Origin of the sequence: Nibrella viscosa (assembly GCF_039541875.1) — a bacterium.
GTDB lineage: Bacteria > Bacteroidota > Bacteroidia > Cytophagales > Spirosomataceae > Nibrella > Nibrella viscosa.
Genome location: NZ_BAABHB010000001.1, coordinates 767,385 through 786,269, shown reverse-complemented (window position 1 = coordinate 786,269; position 18,885 = coordinate 767,385). Strand labels below are relative to the sequence as shown.

The 18,885-nt window shown below is 52.3% G+C and carries 16 protein-coding genes and 1 pseudogene; 6 read left to right on the top strand and 11 right to left on the bottom strand.

What is annotated here, in order from left to right; all coding sequences use genetic code 11:
* Positions 1–20: 20 nt before the first annotated feature.
* Positions 21–473, bottom strand: coding sequence for a hypothetical protein (locus ABD931_RS03425; protein WP_345263959.1), 453 nt, complete (start codon positions 471–473; stop codon positions 21–23).
* 308 nt (positions 474–781) lie between these two features.
* Between ABD931_RS03425 and ABD931_RS03420 the strand changes: the two genes are divergently transcribed.
* On the top strand, positions 782–1,663 hold the full coding sequence (locus ABD931_RS03420; RefSeq protein WP_345263957.1) for an SMP-30/gluconolactonase/LRE family protein: 882 nt from the start codon (positions 782–784) through the stop codon (positions 1,661–1,663).
* Between the two features lie 144 nt (positions 1,664–1,807).
* A complete protein-coding gene (locus tag ABD931_RS03415) occupies positions 1,808–2,305 on the top strand; it encodes a DinB family protein (protein WP_345263955.1) in 498 nt (165 codons plus the stop codon).
* Between the two features lie 52 nt (positions 2,306–2,357).
* Here ABD931_RS03415 and ABD931_RS03410 read toward each other — a convergent pair whose 3' ends face one another.
* Positions 2,358–4,553, bottom strand: coding sequence for a penicillin acylase family protein (locus ABD931_RS03410; RefSeq protein WP_345263953.1), 2,196 nt, complete (start codon positions 4,551–4,553; stop codon positions 2,358–2,360).
* 170 nt (positions 4,554–4,723) lie between these two features.
* Here ABD931_RS03410 and ABD931_RS03405 point away from each other — a divergent pair, with 170 nt between their 5' ends.
* Positions 4,724–5,770, top strand: a complete 1,047-nt coding sequence (locus ABD931_RS03405) for an LLM class flavin-dependent oxidoreductase (RefSeq protein ID WP_345263951.1) — start codon at positions 4,724–4,726, stop codon at positions 5,768–5,770.
* Between the two features lie 42 nt (positions 5,771–5,812).
* Here ABD931_RS03405 and ABD931_RS03400 read toward each other — a convergent pair whose 3' ends face one another.
* The 7 genes and pseudogenes from ABD931_RS03400 to ABD931_RS03365 all read right to left on the bottom strand — a co-directional run bounded on the left by ABD931_RS03400 (position 5,813) and on the right by ABD931_RS03365 (position 12,795).
* On the bottom strand, positions 5,813–6,814 hold the full coding sequence (locus ABD931_RS03400; RefSeq protein ID WP_345263949.1) for a bestrophin family protein: 1,002 nt from the start codon (positions 6,812–6,814) through the stop codon (positions 5,813–5,815).
* 67 nt (positions 6,815–6,881) lie between these two features.
* A complete protein-coding gene (locus ABD931_RS03395) occupies positions 6,882–7,469 on the bottom strand; it encodes a hypothetical protein (protein ID WP_345263947.1) in 588 nt (195 codons plus the stop codon).
* Positions 7,470–7,537: 68 nt separating this feature from the next.
* Positions 7,538–7,810: pseudogene (locus tag ABD931_RS29360) on the bottom strand (PDDEXK nuclease domain-containing protein).
* Positions 7,811–7,829: 19 nt separating this feature from the next.
* The gene (locus tag ABD931_RS03380; RefSeq protein ID WP_345263941.1) at positions 7,830–8,564 is read right to left on the bottom strand and encodes a PDDEXK nuclease domain-containing protein; all 735 of its coding nucleotides are present in this window, start codon (positions 8,562–8,564) and stop codon (positions 7,830–7,832) included.
* 77 nt (positions 8,565–8,641) lie between these two features.
* Positions 8,642–9,592, bottom strand: a complete 951-nt coding sequence (locus ABD931_RS03375) for an NmrA/HSCARG family protein (protein WP_345263939.1) — start codon at positions 9,590–9,592, stop codon at positions 8,642–8,644.
* Between the two features lie 96 nt (positions 9,593–9,688).
* Positions 9,689–11,476: a translation elongation factor 4 gene (gene lepA / locus ABD931_RS03370; RefSeq protein ID WP_345263937.1), complete on the bottom strand. Its 1,788-nt coding sequence runs from the start codon at positions 11,474–11,476 to the stop codon at positions 9,689–9,691.
* A 92-nt stretch (positions 11,477–11,568) separates the two neighbouring features.
* Positions 11,569–12,795: a DUF819 family protein gene (locus ABD931_RS03365; protein WP_345263935.1), complete on the bottom strand. Its 1,227-nt coding sequence runs from the start codon at positions 12,793–12,795 to the stop codon at positions 11,569–11,571.
* 448 nt (positions 12,796–13,243) lie between these two features.
* Between ABD931_RS03365 and ABD931_RS03360 the strand changes: the two genes are divergently transcribed.
* On the top strand, positions 13,244–13,717 hold the full coding sequence (locus ABD931_RS03360; protein WP_345263933.1) for an Lrp/AsnC ligand binding domain-containing protein: 474 nt from the start codon (positions 13,244–13,246) through the stop codon (positions 13,715–13,717).
* Between the two features lie 246 nt (positions 13,718–13,963).
* Positions 13,964–15,409, top strand: a complete 1,446-nt coding sequence (gene sufB, locus ABD931_RS03355; RefSeq protein ID WP_345263931.1) for a Fe-S cluster assembly protein SufB — start codon at positions 13,964–13,966, stop codon at positions 15,407–15,409.
* Between the two features lie 65 nt (positions 15,410–15,474).
* Here the strand turns inward: sufB and ABD931_RS03350 are convergent, their stop codons facing one another.
* Both ABD931_RS03350 and ABD931_RS03345 read right to left on the bottom strand, forming a co-directional pair.
* Positions 15,475–16,758 (bottom strand): mandelate racemase/muconate lactonizing enzyme family protein, encoded by a 1,284-nt coding sequence (locus ABD931_RS03350; RefSeq protein WP_345263929.1) that lies wholly within the window; start codon positions 16,756–16,758, stop codon positions 15,475–15,477.
* A gap of 35 nt (positions 16,759–16,793) precedes the next feature.
* The gene (locus tag ABD931_RS03345) at positions 16,794–17,735 is read right to left on the bottom strand and encodes an RraA family protein (RefSeq protein ID WP_502258371.1); all 942 of its coding nucleotides are present in this window, start codon (positions 17,733–17,735) and stop codon (positions 16,794–16,796) included.
* Between the two features lie 602 nt (positions 17,736–18,337).
* Between ABD931_RS03345 and ABD931_RS03340 the strand changes: the two genes are divergently transcribed.
* Positions 18,338–18,850 carry a hypothetical protein gene (locus ABD931_RS03340; protein ID WP_345263927.1) on the top strand — a complete coding sequence of 171 codons (513 nt, stop codon included), beginning with the start codon at positions 18,338–18,340 and terminating at the stop codon, positions 18,848–18,850.
* Positions 18,851–18,885: the final 35 nt, after the last annotated feature.

Genomic DNA, 18,885 nt, shown 5'->3' with positions numbered 1-18,885 from the left:
GAATGGCTTTACAAATGGATTTACTTTACTTTCTCGATCCGATCGACGTAGACGTACAGAATAGGAATCATTCCGAACGGTTGCGCGTCACGATCGTGATAAAGTTTACCCCATACCCGGTAACTATAGGGTTCTCCATCAGCAGGGTAAGTAGAAGGCAAATTCATGAGTTTTGCTGAACTCAATTCACAAACCCCGACGGCCGTCGCCTGTAGTTTCATTCCAGTGGAAGCCACAAAAGATGGATCTTGTAACCTAGGCAATGGGTCTTTAAAAATAAGTCCCCTACGAGGACCAATATCGGCCGGTGCATTTTCAATCATTTCTACAAAATCGTAGGGCCTTGAATCTTTCATGCAGCAGGTTCCATCGCGGCAGGAGGTTGGTTTTGGCGGTTCTTTGTGGCAGGAAGCCCCCAGGCTAAGGCACAGTACTCCCACTGTAGCCAGCCGGCAAAATTGGGTCAGATTCATGATGAAGTTTATTAGAAGTTAAACTTGACCAATTATAGTATACTGTAAAAAGCATGTCAATACTTTAATAAAATTTTTTCATTAAAAAATATAACTATGCAAATAAAAAAGTAGCAAAATACTCATAATCAGGTACGTATATATTACCTGGCTGCTGTGTCTGCTAGGAAGTCGCTCAATAGGAATTTTATCAGGACCGGCTCGATTAACCCCAACCCGTTCTGCGTACAAAAAATAATAAGATACCTTGCCGTAATCAGCCGTTGTTTATTTTGCCAACCGATTCGGAAAACAAGACTCCCCAGTTCATGACCTTACAACCTGAGTTAGTACTGGATGCCAAAGCCACGCTGGGCGAAGGCAGCCTGTGGCATCCGCTTGAACAGAAACTTTACTGGGTCGATATTGAAGGCAAGGCCCTGCACATCTTCGACCCGGCCACCCGGCACGACATGTCCTTCCTGGTCGGCGAGCGCATTGGCACGGTGGTTCCGGTGCTATCCGGCGGAGTGCTGGTTGCATTGCGGTCGGGCATTTATCACCTGAGTACCGACACTGGCGAGCTAAACCTGATTACCCAGCCCCTCACTGACCCAAACATCCGCTTCAACGACGGCAAGTGCGACCCAGCCGGTCGGTTCTGGGTCGGCTCCATGCACCTGGAGCAGATCGAGGGCGCAGCTTCCCTGTACCGCTTGGATACGGATAAAGACGTTCAGGTTATGCTCACCGACGTTACGATCTCCAACGGTATTGTCTGGACTTCGGACCGGAAAACCATGTACTACATCGATACGCCCACGGGAACGGTACAGGCATTTGATTACAACGAGCAGACGGGCGACATCAGCAACCCACGTCCCGCCATCGGCATTCATGAGTCGGAAGGGTACCCGGACGGCATGACCATTGATGCCGACGACAAACTCTGGATTGCTCATTACGGGGGCGGCTGTGTCACCCGCTGGAACCCCGTTACCGGCGAGCAACTCCAGAAAGTAACGGTGCCGGTGCCCAATACCACCTCCTGCGCGTTCGGTGGAGAAAACCTCGACACGCTGTATATCACTACTGCCCGCGAAGGACTCAGTAAGGAGCAATTAGCTGAGTTTCCGGGCAGCGGAGGAATCTTTGCGGTAAAACCGGGGGTGCAGGGCGTACCCGCTCACTTTTGGCTTGGCAGTTTATAGTTGATTGGTTGACTGGTTAATTGGTTCATTGGTTACCTGGTTCCGAATCAACCAATGAACCAATTAACCAGTCAACCAACCTTACTGACATAGGGCTGTCACTAGTGGCTGCTTTCTTTGTAAAGCAAACCAAAACACAAGACTATGTCCATGATTCAGATGCTCGTCAAGGAATTAGAACAGGAAGCGCAGACTACCCGAAAAATGCTGGGACGCGTTCCCGACGACCAGTACAACTGGCAGCCACACCCGAAAAGCATGACCATTCAGCGGTTGGCGACCCATATTGCCGAGTTGCCCACCTGGATTTCCATGACGCTGACCACCGAAGAACTTGACTTTGCGACAAGTCCCTATACGCCGGTGTCCATCAATACCACCACCGACTTACTCAATTACTTTGAACGGTGCCTGGTCGATGGAAAAACACACCTGACCAGTGCTACCGAAGACCAGTTATCCCAAACCTGGACCCTCCGCAACGGCGACGAAGTGTACATACGCTCAAGCAAGGGAGAATTTTTACGCATGACCTACTGCCAGATTGTTCACCACCGCGCCCAGCTCGGCGTGTACCTTCGCCTGCTCAACATACCGATCCCCGGCAGCTACGGCCCCAGCGCGGATGAATTGGTTAATTAGTTGATTGGTTGAATGGTTGGTTAATTAACCAGTGAATTAATTAACCATTCAACTACCGCTGCCCTGGCCGGTAGGTGCGCTCAACGTGCTTCAGCACATCTTCCGGGTAGAACCATACCTCTTTGAACTGGCCGTTGCAGTACAACGGCGACTGGTCGTTGAAGTGGGGGGATTTGGGATCACTGCTGGAGCCGCCGGTAACCACGGAGCGGGCTTTTACCCGTTTGCCAAACTCCACCACGGCCACAAAACTGTTGCCTACGTTCCCGTAGCGTTTAACCGTGCCGGGATAGGTACGAGCCCCGAAAGCCGCCAGTGAGCCCCAGGCCGAGGAGGTAAAGCCGACCGGAAGGCTGGACTTGCTGTCGTCGTAGGTTTCCTGAATTTTGCCGGTCAGCCGCTGAAACCGGTTCATGTCACCCCAGGGCACTTTCCAGGTGCCAAAGTCGCGGGTCAGTTCGCCCAATACCTCGGCCAGGGCATTTACCTTTTCGTGCGCACTGGTGTTGCTGATAGTAAAAGCAGTAAAGCCCAGAAACGGGTCCGGGCGCTCGTTGGCCGGTACCCGCGTGCGGGCCAGCCGCTGAATTTTTTCGCCCCACAGCACCGCCAGCGTGGTTGCCACCGAGCTGGTGCCGTAGCATTTATTCCAGGCCCGCAGCGTTTCAATGGCCTCCGGCAGCTCGCGGGGATGATCTTCCGGATTGTCGGCATTCGCTTCGGAGGCTTTCAGCAAGGCGGGAATCAGGTCTTCAAACCCGGCGAGGTATGGGTCATAGGCGGCCGCAATCAGGGTATCCAGCGTAAAGGTTGACCGCCGGCTCAGCACCCGCACCGCATTGATGCCCCGGTAATTTTCGGCATCGGGCGCCATATACGCCGGGTAGGAACGCCGGGCCGGACTGTTTTGGCCGGCTACCGTAAACGGAGTCGAGTTGCAGTTTTGAATCCAGCCATTGGCGGGGTTCAGCACCTGCACAATATCGTCGATGCCGTGCAGCCCCTGCCAATCGGTTTCCGGATTGCTGCCGTCGACGGGCTTGCTCCAGTCGAAGGCCGAATTGCGCCGGGGCATAAAATTGCCATGCCAGTAGGCAATGTTTCCTTTCCGGTCGGCAAACACGGTGTTATTGGAGGCATTGCCGTTGAGTTTCATCACCTTCTTATAGCTCGCATAGTCTTTGGCCTTGGTCCGCAGGTACGACTGCGCCAGGGCATTTATCGGGTCGTTCATCATGCTGAGCGCAATCCATTTGCCGTCCTGCTCACCCACAATGGGGCCGTGGTGCGTTTTGTAGATGGTAAAGTTTTTGCGCAGCAGTTTGGTACCCTGCCGGTAAGGCAGCGAGACGGTCGAAACCTGCACCGGGCGGAGCGTACCCCCGTGCTGGTAGTACAGGGCATTGTCTTTCTTTTCGATGGTCTCCAGGTATTCATCCATCACATCGGCATAGCTGGAGGTGTGCATCCAGCCGCAGTTTTCGTTGAAACCCTGGTAAATAAAAAACTGTCCCCAGGTTACGGCCCCATAGGCGTTCAGGCCGGCCTTGCTCACCATCTGCACCTCCGACCGGAAATAAAAGGAAGTATGCGGGTTGATTAGCAGCAGCGCGTTTTTGGTAGCGCTTTTGGCCGGCGCAATGGCAAAGCCGTTAGACCCGACCGGCTCCCGCTCCCATTTGTTGCGTTCTTCGACCTGCGAGGTAAACGGCTGGCTGATGTAGAAAGCCTTAATTCGTTCCGTCGATACCGAACTGATATTGCCGCCGATACTGCCTTCACTGAACATCAGCGGCATCCAGGGCTTAAATCGTTTAATCAGCTTAGGCTTTACGCCCGGATGGGTATAGAGGTAGTAATTGGCACCGTCGGCAAAGGCATCCAGCAGCTTTTTCATCCACGACGGACTCTGCTGGTACAGGGCAACCGCCTGAGCACTGTCCAGAAACATCCGCGCGCGCAGGTCGTGGTACAAAGCCGCTTCGCCTTCCACTTCGGCCAGGCGGCCGATGGCGTCGATATAGTTCATTTCTACCCGGTCGAAATCGTCTTCGCACTGGGTATAAAGCACGCCGAAAACGGCATCGGCATCGGTCCTGCCGTAGATATGTGGCACCCCCCAGGTATCGCGGGTGATGGTAATACGGGCCGCCTGCTCCCGCCAGCGGGCAATTTCATCGCCCCGAAAGGGCTGCGCAGCACAGAGCAAAGAATAAAAAACGGCAACGGAAAGCAGCAGGAGTCTCATCTAACAGGTTGTGTTCGGTTACTCAAAGCAAGAAAGTTAGGATAAAAAGCAGGAGTCTCCAAACGGCTCCGCCGGGTCTAATGCAACTCCTTCGCCAAAAATACGGTTATCACAAAAAACGTGTAGATACAATAAACAGAGAAATCTGGTCCGATATAATACAATGACTTATGGAAATAGGCATCACCACCTTTGTTGAGAATACCCCCGATCCGGCTACGGGGAAACTCCTGAGTCCGCATGAGCGGATGATGAACCTGATGGAAGAAATCGAGCTGGCCGATCAGCTTGGGCTGGACGTCTTCTCCGTCGGTGAGCACCACCGGCCGGATTTTATCGTCTCCTCTCCGGCCGTGGTGCTGGCGGCTGCAGCCGTGAAGACCAGAACCATCCGGCTGTCGAGCGCCGTTACGGTGCTTAGCTCGGATGATCCCGTGCGGGTGTTCCAGGATTTTGCCCATGTGGATCTGCTGTCGCAGGGCCGGGCGGAGATTATGGCCGGGCGCGGCTCCTTTATCGAATCCTTTCCACTGTTTGGCAATGATCTGAACGATTACAACTCGCTCTTTGCCGAGAAACTGGAACTGCTTATTCAACTGAACAAGAGTGAGAAAATCACCTGGCAGGGTCATCACCGGCCCTCTATCGACAATCGGGGCGTATATCCCCGGCCGTATCAGTCCGAGCTGCCCATCTGGGTAGCCGTGGGCGGTACCCCCGAATCGGTAGTTAGGGCGGCCACGAAAGGATTGCCGATGGCGCTGGCCATTATTGGTGGTTCACCAGATCGGTTTGTGCCATTTACCAATCTGTACAAAGACACCTGGCATAAAGCCGGCCACGACCCCGCCCGGTTTCAACTGGGCATTAACTCTCACGGTTACCTTGCCGATGATTCGCAGAAAGCGGCCGATGAGTTTTACGGCCCATATGCCTACGTCATGAGCAAGATCGGGCGCGAGCGGGGCTGGTCGCCCATGACCAGGCCGCAGTACGAGTGGATGCGCTCGCCGGAGGGTTCGCTGCTGGTGGGCAGTCCGCAGCAGGTGATCGACAAGATTCTATACGAGTACGAATTGTTCGGCAACACCCGTTTCCTGCTGCACATCAGCGTGGGTACGCTTCCGCACGCGAAGGTGATGCACGCCATTGAGTTGCTGGGCACGGTGGTGGCACCGGCCGTGAAGAAGGCTGTGGGCGAAGCTGCTTTACAGTAAAGAGTTCGTTCGCACTACCCGTGAGTAGCATCAGCCAGTTAGTTACATCAGAATATTATGGATGGCCACAATGGGTGGCGGCAGGTCTTTTTCGTCCAGCATATCCCGCATATCTATTTCAATAGTGCGGGATATGTTGGTGATGGGCACATCGTTGGCCCCGCCTTCAAAGGGATTGGCGCTGCTTTCGCCCACACGGTCTAGTGAAAGAAATACCCAGTTGAGCAGGGTGGCAAACGGCACGTTGAACCAGACCGTGTAGCCCTCCAGAAACGTTCCCTGCCCCATCGCGTTGAACTCTTTTAGCAAACCGAATGGCACCAGCACCACAAACAGGTACAGCAGAATGGTGGCAACCGACGAAAAGTTACGCGGGTACGGAAAGTTTTTGATCCGCTCGACCCGGCCCTGCAAATCATAGAACTGCGTTATGGCCGTCTGCAACTGCATCAACTGAAAATCGTTTAGTACGCTACCCAGCGCATTGATATGCTTCGACTGGAGAGCCATCAGTTGCGTAGCCCGATTCTTTTTGGTGAGCACATAGTTGTATTCTTCCTCCGACAGGTAGGGCAGCAGTTCCTGGGCGAGGGTGCTCTCCCGCTCAGGAATGATGTATACCCGCTGGTATTCCCGATTATTGGCCTGATCGACATTCTCCCAGGTGCGCGGCTCACGCAACTGAAACCGCAGGGCCGTGAGCCAGGCAAAATGGCGGTAGAAAAGCGGCCGGACTTCCTCCGCCTGACCGGCCGGCAGAAAATCGCGCACCATCACCCCAAAAGCCCGGCTGTTGTTGATGATACCACCGTAAATCTGCCGCGCTTCCCAAAGCCGGTTGTAGCTGGCGTTGTTTTTGAAACCCACGATAAAGGCCACGGCCGTACCCAGCAGCGCAATGGGCACCCAGGTGAGGGCCAGAAACGTAAAACCAGCGACATGGTAGAGTACCGTCGGGATAATCGACAAAATAAGCAGGTTGTAAATATCCCGACGGGTCCAGATAATGAATTCAAGAAAGGTGTATTTTCTACCGGCGTGCATGAGGGTAAGTTTGAAGCGAAAAGATACGTAAGTGGAAGTAGCCAGCAATATACATAGATGAATCCGTTTACGTCCCTTCCTCCAGTTGTCTGGCTTGCATTAGCAAGTAATGCCGTGTCTCCCGGTCCTGCTCCGTCTTCAGCCGTTTGTAAATCTCGATATACTGTTTGCTGCGGCTTTCGAATTCTGGAGAGGCTATCAGGTTAGCGAGCCATTCGCTGAAGTCGGCCAGTTCGGGTTGCTTGCCCGAATAGGTAAAATGTTCCGTAAAGCCGGGTGCCGCCAGGTTAGACCATTCGTATTTGTCGATGGGTACGATGGGGCGAGCAAAGAATTTATCAAACAGATAGGTATTGGCGCAAAACGTCTCAAACGCTTTTTTCGCAGCTTCGTTCGGTTTACCGTTCTTGAACAGAATAATGGTCCACTCAAACAAAAAGTCTGGGAAGCCGGCATCATCCGGAAAGTTTTTGCTGAACCAACGGAGGTACGTCAGGCCGCCTTTATAATCGCTCAATTGAATGAAGGAACGGGTTGGCAGGTAGCGTAATCCCCGACTGTCATCGTAGCCGCCATACTTTCGTTTTTCGGCAGCAAGCGCCTGCCGAATCTCGGAGATTTTCTTTTGCAGCCGTTCAATTTGTTTGGGTGTCACTGCACAATAAGAAATAAGTAAAGTATGGAGAACTTATATTTCTTTAGTTTGCTCATTTGTTTACCCTTCTATCCATTATCAAACTCTTTCGTCCATTCTATTAACTTCTGCTGAAGTACCTGCTGATCGGTCAGATACAGGCGGAAGGCCGATGCGTAAATGTTGGTGTCCGGCGGTAAGGTCAGTTCCACGAGTGCGTCGTTTTTCTGCTGGCAGAGCAGAATGCCAATCGTGGGTTTCTCGTAGGCCTGCTTTTCGTAACGGTTGTATTAGTTGACGTATATATGCATCTGGCCCAAATCCTGATGCGTCAGTTTACCCAATTTCAGGTCAACCAGCACAAAACACTGCAACAGGCAGTTATACAGCACCAAATCGACCTTGAAATAGCTTTTGTCGAACGCAAACCACCTGCCGGCCCACAAACGTAAAGCCCTTGCCCATTTCCAGCAAAAATTGCTGCAAGTGGTTGATGATGCGCGTTTCCAACTGCGATTCCAAATAAGCCGCGTCTTCGTTCAGTCCCAGAAACTCCAGCACATACGGGTCTTTCAGCACATCCTGTGGGCGTTCCACAAGCTGCCCTTTTTCGGTCAACTGCCGAACCTGCTGCTTGTAGCGGCTCAAGGCCAGCCGTTCGTACAGGGCTGCGTTCATCTGCCGTTGCAGTTCGCGCAGGCTCCAATGATTAGCCCGGCATTCAATTTCGTAAAAGCTCCGCTCTTCGGGATTCTCGATGCGCATCAGCACGAGGTAGTGTGACCAGGAAAGTTGAAAATCAGGCTTACTCAATTCCGCAGACACTGTCTGCGGAATTGAGTAAGTCAGGTAAAACTGCCGCATCTGCTCAAGGTTGCGAGCCGAAAAGCCTTTCCCAAACTGAGCTGTAAGGTTCTGCAATAGTTCTTTGAGTACCGCTTTCCCGTATTCAGCCCGTGCGCTGCCCTGCTGCTCGTCTTCAACAATCGTCCGCCCAATCTCAAAATAGGTATGCACCATGGTCAGGTTAACGGCCGTAACCACCTGCTTCCGGGCCTGTTCGAGCAAGCCGGCAATTTTGTTGCAGAGCTGCGTCTGGTCGGTTGTCTTAGCCATCCATCATACCGCAGACTGGCAAACTGTAATTTGATTTCGTCTTCCAACTGATCAATATTGTCACTAAACTACGTCCTCTATTCCACCGGAATACGGCCGGCATTCTCTTCCAGCCAGGTATCAAACGACTGCAACTCGGGGTTCAGCTCCCGGGAGTAGGCCACATCCCGAACGCTATTGCACACCTCGTCGAAATCCCGGTAAAACTGGAACATATTGCCCATATCATCGGCCCCCGGAAAGCCGAAGCTCCGGTACACTTCCGGCGTAACATAGTTGTAAATAACCTCCTGCCCCATCGCCTTCGACAGCTTTGCCGCCATTTCCTCACCGGTTAGCTGATCGCCGGCCACACCAATGGTTTTGCCGATCAGGTCCGGTCCTTTCTGAAAAATGGCGTAGGCGCATTTACCGATATCTTCCGAGGCCACGCCGGCCATCTTTTTATCGGCAATCGGCAGGGTCAGGTACAGCTTTCCGTCTTCGCCCTTTTTGGGGCCGGCTCCAAAATAGATGAAATTTTCCCAATAGAAAGAAGCTCGCATAAAGGTGGTGGGTACGCCCAATTCTGTAAATACCTGATCGGCTTCGCCTTTGGCGTCGAAGTGCGGCACTTTGTATTTCCCCTGAAGAGTTGGCATCCGGTCGTCGTCCAGCGGAACCCACTGGCGGGTATCCTCCAGCGTCGACCAGATTACGTGCTTCAGCCCGGCTTCTTTAGCCGCATGGGCCATGTCGCGGGCTTCGTTATACTCCCGCTCCGGCGAAAAATGCGCCCAGAAAAACGTTACAAAAAAAGCGCCGTAGGCACCATCTAAGGCCCGGCGCAGGCTTTCGGCATCATCGATATCAGCCGCCACTACCTCGGCTCCCATTTGGGCGAGTTCTTTCGCCTTTTCGGAGTTAATGTCCCGCGTAATGGCGCGAACGGCAAATTCACTGTTTTTATCAGTGAGGATGGCTCGGGTCAGGCCACCACCCTGGGCACCGGTAGCGCCGAAGACAGTAATGATCTTTTTCTCTGACATGGGAATATGGGCTGTTTTGGTTTGGAAACAGAAAGCCCCATCCTGATCCGGACGGGGCCATTAAGTTATAACAATAATTGAGCCTTTACCAACGAATCAGCTAATCTTCAACACCGCCATAAAGGCCTCCTGCGGAATCTCGACGTTGCCGACCTGCCGCATCCGCTTCTTTCCTTTTTTCTGCTTCTCCAGCAGCTTCCGCTTCCGCGAAATATCACCTCCGTAACATTTGGCCAATACGTCTTTGCGCAGGGCCTTCACCGTTTCGCGGGCGATGATTTTCTGCCCGATGGCCGCCTGAATGGCAATCTCGAACTGTTGGCGTGGTAACAACTCGCGGAGCTTTTCGCAGAGCTTCTTACCCCACTCATATGCCTTGTCGCGGTGAACGATCGCCGAGAGCGCATCTACCCGGTCGCCGTTGAGCATGATGTCCAGCTTCACCATGGTCGACTCCCGGTTGCCCAGGAACTCATAATCGAGGGAGGCATAACCACGGGAAATGGTCTTGAGCTTGTCGAAAAAGTCGAATACCACCTCGGCCAGCGGCATTTCAAACTGGAGCTCCACGCGATCGGAGGTCAGGTATATCTGGTTTTTCAGAATACTGCGTTTATCCATACATAGGCCCATAATGGCCCCTACGTATTCAGCTTTGGAAATAATCTGGGCTTTGATAAACGGTTCCTCAATCCAGTCAATGGCGCTGGGGTCGGGCATATCGGCCGGGGCCGATACCTGAAGCGTCTCGCCTTTGGTGGTCACTACTTCAAACCGCACCGAGGGCACGGTGGTAATCACCGTCATGTCGAACTCACGCTCCAGCCGCTCCTGCACAATTTCCATGTGCAGCATACCCAGGAAGCCGCACCGGAAACCAAAGCCGAGAGCCGCCGACGTTTCGGGCTCCCAAACCAGGGCCGCATCGTTGAGCTGGAGTTTTTCCATCGCTTCACGCAGGTCTTCAAACTCGCTGGTCTCCACCGGGTAAATACCGGCAAATACCATCGGCTTAACGTCTTCAAAGCCCTGAATAGGCTTATCGGCCGGGTTCAACGTATGAGTTATGGTATCCCCTACCTTTACTTCTTTCGCTACCTTGATCCCGGAAATCAGATACCCTACATCCCCACACTCGATTACCTCTTTGGGCTCTTTACCGAGCCGAAGCGTACCAATTTCGTCGGCGTTGTACTCGGTACCGGCGGCCATGAACTTAACGCGGTCGCCTTTCCGGATACGGCCGTTTACCACCCGGAAGATTACTTCAATACCCCGGTAGGAATTAAACACCGAGTCGAAGATCAGCGCCTGCAGTTTGCCGTCGGGGTCGCCGGTCGGGGGCGGTATGCGCTCCACAATGGCGTTCAGGATTTCTTCAATACCAATACCTTCTTTGCCGCTCGCCGGGATGATCTCGTCGCGCTCGCAGCCGATCAGGTCCACCATCTCGTCTTTAACCTCCTCCGGCATGGCACCGGGCAGGTCAATTTTGTTCAGCACCGGAATGATGACCAGGTCGTTGTTCATGGCCAGGTACAGGTTCGAGATCGTCTGGGCCTCGGTTCCCTGCGACGCATCCACCAGCAGCAGCGCCCCTTCGCAGGCGGCAATGGATCGGGATACTTCGTAAGAAAAATCGACGTGACCGGGGGTATCAATCAGGTTCAGCGTGTAGGTTTCGCCCTTATACGTATAATTCATCTGGATGGCGTGGCTCTTAATGGTAATGCCTCGCTCCCGCTCCAGATCCATATCGTCCAGCAACTGAGCCTGCATGTCCCGGTCAGAAACCGTTTTGGTAAACTCCAGCAGGCGGTCGGCTAAGGTACTTTTGCCATGGTCGATATGGGCAATAATGCAAAAATTGCGGATATGCTTCACGTTTGGATAACGGTTGTATCGTTTACATATAAAGCACAAAATTACTCAAAAAGTGCGGATTACCGTAACTTTTCACGCCGGGCTGTCCGCCTTTACGGAGATACCAATTGCATCATAATGCCGCATAAATAACCCATATAGGTACCGACGGCATACCCCAGAATGGCCATGAGTACGCCCACGGGGGCCAGCACGGGGTGAAACGCAGCCGCCACAATGGGGGCCGAGGCTGGTCCGCCGATGCACGACTGACTACCGACAGCCAGAAAGAAAAAGGGGGCGCGGATCAGCCGGCCGAACCCAATCATCAGCAGGGCGTGAAACAGCATCCAGATCGCCCCCACCAGCATTAACCCCGGATGTTCGGCAATCGACAGGATATTCATCTTCAAGCCAATGGTGGCAATCAACAAGTACAGAAACACATTAGCTATCTTGGAAGCACCGGCCCCCTCCAGTCTTCGCAAGCGGGTGAACGATAACCCGATGCCGACGGCGGTTGCCAGCCCGACAATCCAGAAAAAGGGCGCATTGAGGCTGAACTGGTTCAGAGCGGGATAGTTGACGCCAATCCAGGGACCAATCTGGTTGCCCAGGGCATGCGCCAGCGCCGTAGCGCCAAAGGCTACGGCCATAATGACCATAAAGTCGGTGGTGGTCGGAATGCGCCGGATCGCTTCAGCTTCCTGCTGCACCCGTTCTTTTACCTCTTCGACGGCACCGGCATCAGCCCTGAGCCATTTGTCTACTACCGCCGACTGATTGGCACCGTACAGCAGAAAAGCCAGCCACAGATTACCAACCATGACATCAACCGTAACGATAGCCGAAAACAAGGCATTGCTGGGCTGAAACACTTCCTTCAGGGCCGTCTGATTGGCCCCACCGCCGATCCAGGTGCCGGCCAGGGTAGCCAGGCCGCGCCAGACGGCATCCGGTCCCTGCCCACCTACCAGTTCCGGCGCAAAGAGGGATACCAGCCACACAGCCAGCGGGCCACCCAGCATGACGCTAATGGCCCCGGCGGCAAACATCAGCACCGATTTACGGCCCAAACGCCGGAACGCCTTCAGGTCAACGCTGAGCGTAAACAGCACCAGGCTGGCCGGCAGCAGAATCCGGGAAACAACCGGGTACAGCCCTGTATTGTCGCCATCGACCAGCCCAAAGGTATTTAGCAAAGAGGGAATGAAGTAACAAAGAAGCGTAGTCGGTACGTAGTTATAGAAGCGCTGCCAGAAGGGCCGGGCGCTCTGCGCCGTAACAAAAACAGCCGCCAGGATAATAAAGAGGACACCAAGGGTGACAGGATCGGACATAAAAAAACAAACGCCGACCTCAACTCGGACCGGCGTGTTTATAATTACACTTCATCAACAAACTAAAAACCAAATTGCTGTAGGAGGGGGACTCGAACCACCCACGGTGCGGTTAGCCGCAGCACAAAATCCTGGTGGTCAACCCCAGTCCCCGAATTAACGGGGGCATTATGCTGTGTTTATCCCGAACTCACCACCCCCGAGACAGGAGGGCACGTCTGCCAATTTCGACACCCTACAGTGTGAAAACTTTTGGGCCGGCGAACCGGCGGCCGGCGAACCGGCATCAAGCTGACCTCACTGCTGACCCGTTCGATCAACTTGACATTGCAAAGTTAAAACGTTATGGCAGTTCTTTGCAAATTTTTCATAAAAAATTCTGAAAATTTATACTCCATTCAAAATTTCACTACTTTTGTTAACACTCATCGAAACTAGCACCAAAAAAATGGATAAAAATTTAGAAATTGACAATGTCGACCTGAAGATTCTGAATCTGCTGATGCAGGATGCCAACATGGCGTATACCGAGATTGGCAAGCGCATTTTTGTTTCAGGCGGCACCGTTCACGTGCGGATGAAGAAAATGGAGCAGATGGGTATTGTCCGGGGCTCCCAGTTGGTGATAGACCATACCAAACTGGGCTGGGACATCAGCGCCTTCCTGGGCATTTATCTGGACAAAAGCTCGTTGTACGATGAAGTAGCCTCTGAACTGGAGAAAATTCCGGAGGTGGTCAATATCCATTACACCACCGGTATTTATAGTATATTCGCCAAAATTGTTTGCCGCGATACCGAACACCTGCGTGAGGTTCTGCACGATAAAATCCAGAAAGTTGGCGGTATTCAGCGCACAGAAACCTTTATCTCCCTCGAAGAACGCATTACCCGGCCCATTCCCTTCGGCAATGGCGATTGACAGTACAGAGCAGTATCCTCCTGAGCATCAGGAATTACATTCCATCACAAACACTTTACAATTGTTTTAGTTTTTTAGGCAGCGGCCGGCACGTAGCCTGAATCACTATCGACCGACCGGAAAAGACACGAGCAGGTCGCGGCATTGCCTTTTTTCCGATATTTGCCCCCCAGACCGGAACGCAGCCACTTTATAACTTGTTAACCTTATACGATAGCGTGGTAAAAAAACCATCCGACCTAATTTATGAGCAAAGACGTTGAAATCTTAGAGAGCATCACCAATTCGGAATATAAGTACGGGTTCGAAACGCTCATCGAAGCGGATGAAGCTCCGAAAGGATTGAACGAAGATACGGTTCGCTTCATCTCGGCGAAGAAAAACGAACCCGACTGGATGCTGGAATGGCGTCTGAAGTCGTTCCGTATGTGGCAGGAGATGACCGAACCGCACTGGCCGAATGTGACTTATCCTAAGATCGACTACCAGGATATTATCTACTATTCGGCACCCAAACAGAAAAAAGAAGTAAAATCCCTGGATGATATTGACCCCGAACTGCGCGACACGTTTGAGCGGCTGGGTATCTCCCTGAAAGAGCAGGAGCGGCTGGCCGGCGTGGCCGTTGATGCCGTGATTGACTCGGTATCTATTGCGACAACCTTTAAGGATAAGCTGATGGACCTGGGCATTATTTTCTGCTCCATGACCGAAGCCATTCAGGAACACCCGGAACTGGTAAAAAAATACCTCGGTTCGGTGGTTCCGCCCAAAGACAACTATTTTGCTGCCCTGAACTCGGCGGTCTTCTCCGACGGCTCGTTCTGCTACATTCCCAAAGGCGTACGCTGCCCCATGGAACTCTCGACCTATTTCCGGATCAACGCGGCCGGTACGGGACAGTTTGAGCGGACGCTGATCGTGGCCGATGCCGGCAGTTACGTGAGCTACCTGGAAGGCTGCACCGCCCCTATGCGCGACGAAAATCAGCTGCACGCAGCCGTGGTGGAACTGGTTGCCATGGCCGACGCTGAGATCAAATACTCGACGGTGCAGAACTGGTACCCCGGCGATAAAGAAGGTCGCGGTGGTATCTATAACTTCGTAACCAAGCGGGGAATCTGTGACGGCCCGAATGCCAAGATTTCGTGGACACAGGTTGAGACCGGCTCGTCCATTACCTGGAAATATCCGTCGGTGATTCTGAAAGGCGACAACTCCATTGGCGAGTTTTACTCGGTGGCCGTGACCAACAACATGCAGCAGGCCGATACGGGCACTAAAATGATTCATATCGGCAAGAACACCAAAAGCCGGATTGTATCAAAAGGTATTTCGGCCGGCAAGAGCCAGAACTCCTACCGGGGGCTGGTGCAGGTGTTCAAGCGGGCCGACAATGCGCGTAACTTCTCACAGTGTGACTCTCTTTTGCTTGGCGACAAATGCGGAGCCCACACGTTTCCCTACATTGAGGTAAACAACCAGAGCGCTACGGTAGAGCACGAAGCGACTACTTCTAAAATCGGCGAAGACCAGTTATTCTACTGCAACCAGCGCGGTATCCCGACCGAGCAGGCGGTGGCCTTGATTATCAACGGATACGCCAAAGAAGTGCTAAACCAGCTTCCGATGGAGTTTGCCGTAGAGGCCCAGAAACTCCTGGAAATCAGCCTGGAGGGTTCTGTTGGTTAATATTCAAAATAGAAGCAACTAAAAAAGCTGACCTCATACGAGGTCAGCTTTTTTAGTTGCTTCTGTTAAACAAAGAATGGCACATCCTTAGGTGCGTACTTGCGCATGCCTTCTTCGTTGATCTCAACACCAATACCGGGCTTTTCGGATAAAGGGATAAAGCCATCCTTAACCATCGGGCCGTCGAAAGTGACAATCTCTTTGAACATCGGTTCCTCATGGAAATAGATCTGCCACTCCAGAATCATGAAATTGGGTACCGAGGCACAGACGTGGCTGGAGGCCATCGCACCCAGATAGGAAGCTACCATGTGCGGAGCAAACGGCACATAGTACAGATTAGCCAGGTTCGCAATGCGCTGGCCTTCGCCCAGGCCACCGGCTTTCTGTAAATCGGGCATGATGATGTCGACAGCGCCAATTTCCAGCATCCGGCGGAAGCCGTGGGCCAGGTAGTGGTTTTCGCCGGCACAGATGGGCGTACTGGTCGACTCGGAGATAATCTTGTAGGCCTCCACGTTCTCGGCCGGGATAGGTTCCTCCAGAAACATGAGGTTCAGCGGCTCCATCATTTTGGCTACCCGTTTGCCGGTAGTCATATCGTAGCGGCCATGCATATCCACGCATATGTCAACCTTGGGCCCTACGGCCTTCCGGACGGCGGCAATCTGATTGTACATCCGCTCCAGTTCACCGGGGCTGGCCGTCCAGTTGTAGAGGTCGTATTTACTGGGGTCATTGCGTTCGTCAATATCGTATTTAACGGCAGTAAAGCCCATTTTCACAGCATTGCGGGCGCTATCGGCAAAGCGATCCGGCCCGGTATTTTTCTCCCGATACGCTCCGGTATCGCAATACACCCGAATTTTATCGCGGTACTTGCCGCCCAGCAACTGGTATACCGGCAGGCCCAGCGCCTTGCCGACCAGATCCCACAAAGCAGCCTCCACGGCCGATAACACCGCCACGTACATACCCGCCTGGGCACCTTCAAAAAAACCGGATTTACGAATATCCTCGAACAGGCGGTTGACGTTCAGGGGGCTTTTGTTCTTGATCCGTTCCGCCATCATTTTCACCAGATGATAGGTTCCGGGCGTGGCATCTACGGCTTCCCCGCACCCCCAGATACCCTGGTTGGTATGTACTTTGACAAACAAACTATGGCCGCCCCGGATGTAGCCGCATTTGATATCCGTTATCCTCAGGTCAGACGGGCTGGACGATAAGGGTGTACGCTCAACGGCCTGCTCCAGCCCTTCGCCGAAACTGGATAGCGAGGCCGCACTGAATACGCCGGCAATAGCACTTTTAGTTAGAAAAGAGCGTCGTGATGATATTGTTGACATTATTTTTTGTAGGGTTTAGGGTAACGTATTTGTGATTACCAGGTACGGGTTTTCAGCAGGTCCTGAATTTGCTCTTTCGGAACAGGCAGCTCATTGATATGGGCGTTGAGCCATTGCGAAAAATCCTTTTCGATCTCGTCCGACCAACGGGCATCAATCTGGCCGGCGGTATACTTGCCTTCGCGCAACCGCTCGTGGCCGAACATATCGCGCAACCGCACAATCTCTGAGGTTTTTACTACTTTTTCGGCTAAGTGAGCCGGAATAAAAGCCACGGCCCCATCGCGCCCCAGCACCACATCGCCGGCCATAACGGTGGCCTGCCTGATGCGGGTTGGATGGTTGATCCCAATTAACATCGTATTCAAATCCCCCTGCGGATTATGGTGCGACGGATGGTAGCTGGTAATAAACGAAGTAAAAGATTTTAGCTCTTTTAATCCACTGATATCGCGGACAGCCCCATCGTACACAATACCATTCCCCGACTTGGCAAAAATAGCGTTACCCACATTATCGCCAATGGTGGGGCCATCGATATGGGCGCCAAACTGATCCACCACGTATACATCGCCTTTTACCAGTAAATCGACCGGCCAGGAGTTCTGGCCTCGTTTACCGGCTTTTTTACCGCGGACATCAATCGCATTATGAATATCCGGACGGCCAGGCATGAACGTCGCCGTTACTGCCCGACCTACCAGCACACTATCCGGATTAATCAAACATTGCCAGCCTTCGGCATATTGATAGCGGTAACCCTCGCCTTTCATAACGGCCCAGGCCTCTTCATGCGTAACCAGCTTCATGCGCTTCAAAATTGAATCGGACACTTTGGGACGACCGTCGGGGAAGCGTTCGCCTTTCCACTCAGGGGTCAGGAAGATAAGTTCTTCTTTGGAAATCTGCTGCCCCCACGATGGAGCAGTCTGCCCCATTAACCACAGCATGGCGGCAGCACAGAAAAAACGGTTCATAATGATTAAGGATGTTAAGGAAAGCCTGAATATACATGCTTTTGCCAAAAAAACTCAGATTCGCTCAAATTCTCATGGAAGATTATCCCATAAAAACCTGAATCGTACAAACATAAAAAAATACCCCGGTGGCAGAGCCTCCGGGGTATTTGATTACGTCTCTAAAACTTATCACCTAATTTTTTATAGCTGGAATAGAATAGCTCATATGAACTTAGTTAATCATTTATGGTTGCTGCACCTCCCGGAATAACCGTTAGGCAGATACGCTGAACAGAACTGCCCCTGCTTAAGCAGGACACTGATAAGCAGGTTAATTTTTTAGTCGTTTATGCTGCTGTTTCAGTATGACAAATATACGCCCCAATTCGATAAAGTCAAATATTTTTAAACATTTTATTTACCAAAATATAAAATTCGTAAATAAAACGGCCGCTGGGTCAAATTTGAGTCGTACCACATGCCAGGTCAGTTTAGGTTACCAGACTTGATTCCGCTGCGTGCAAACATTATTGCGTTATCCTTTGTTTATACGCTAACCTAAGATGCCCGAACGGGTAAACCTGAACGTCACAGTCTGAACAATTTAACTCTGACGTTTTATGAACAACTTACAAACTATACAAACCCGCCTTCAGATAGGCGATATAGCTGCTTACTGGGGTGCCAAATGCCGTTATGAAAAGCTGAATCTGATCGACAGCGACTGGGTTGAGCGAAAAGTAGACACTATTGTACTGGACGACCTGCACCTGCTGGGGCCGGAGCGCATTCAGCATTTTAAACTGCTGCTGCGCAAGTTCAGCAGCCTGACCTATGATGAGTGCGTAAAACTGTTTCAACTGGCGTTTGCCAAAGAACCGGGTAATCTGGAGATTGTAGTGAACCGGAATCTGGGTAACATCAGTCTGCGTGACCTGGATAAGACCGGTTATGTTCTCGCCATGTGGGACCACGGCAAAATGTTTGCCTTCAACGGCAAGCCCGATAAAGAAGGTGATAATGCAATCAGTTTCAACGCCGACGCCGTTCTGCATTACCTGCAGCGTATCGGCGTCTATATGTCCTGCACGATAGACCGGGATCTGGTGGAGCTGATCGATAACGAGCATTAATCCTTATTTACAACCAAAAAGGGGCAAAGAGCCCC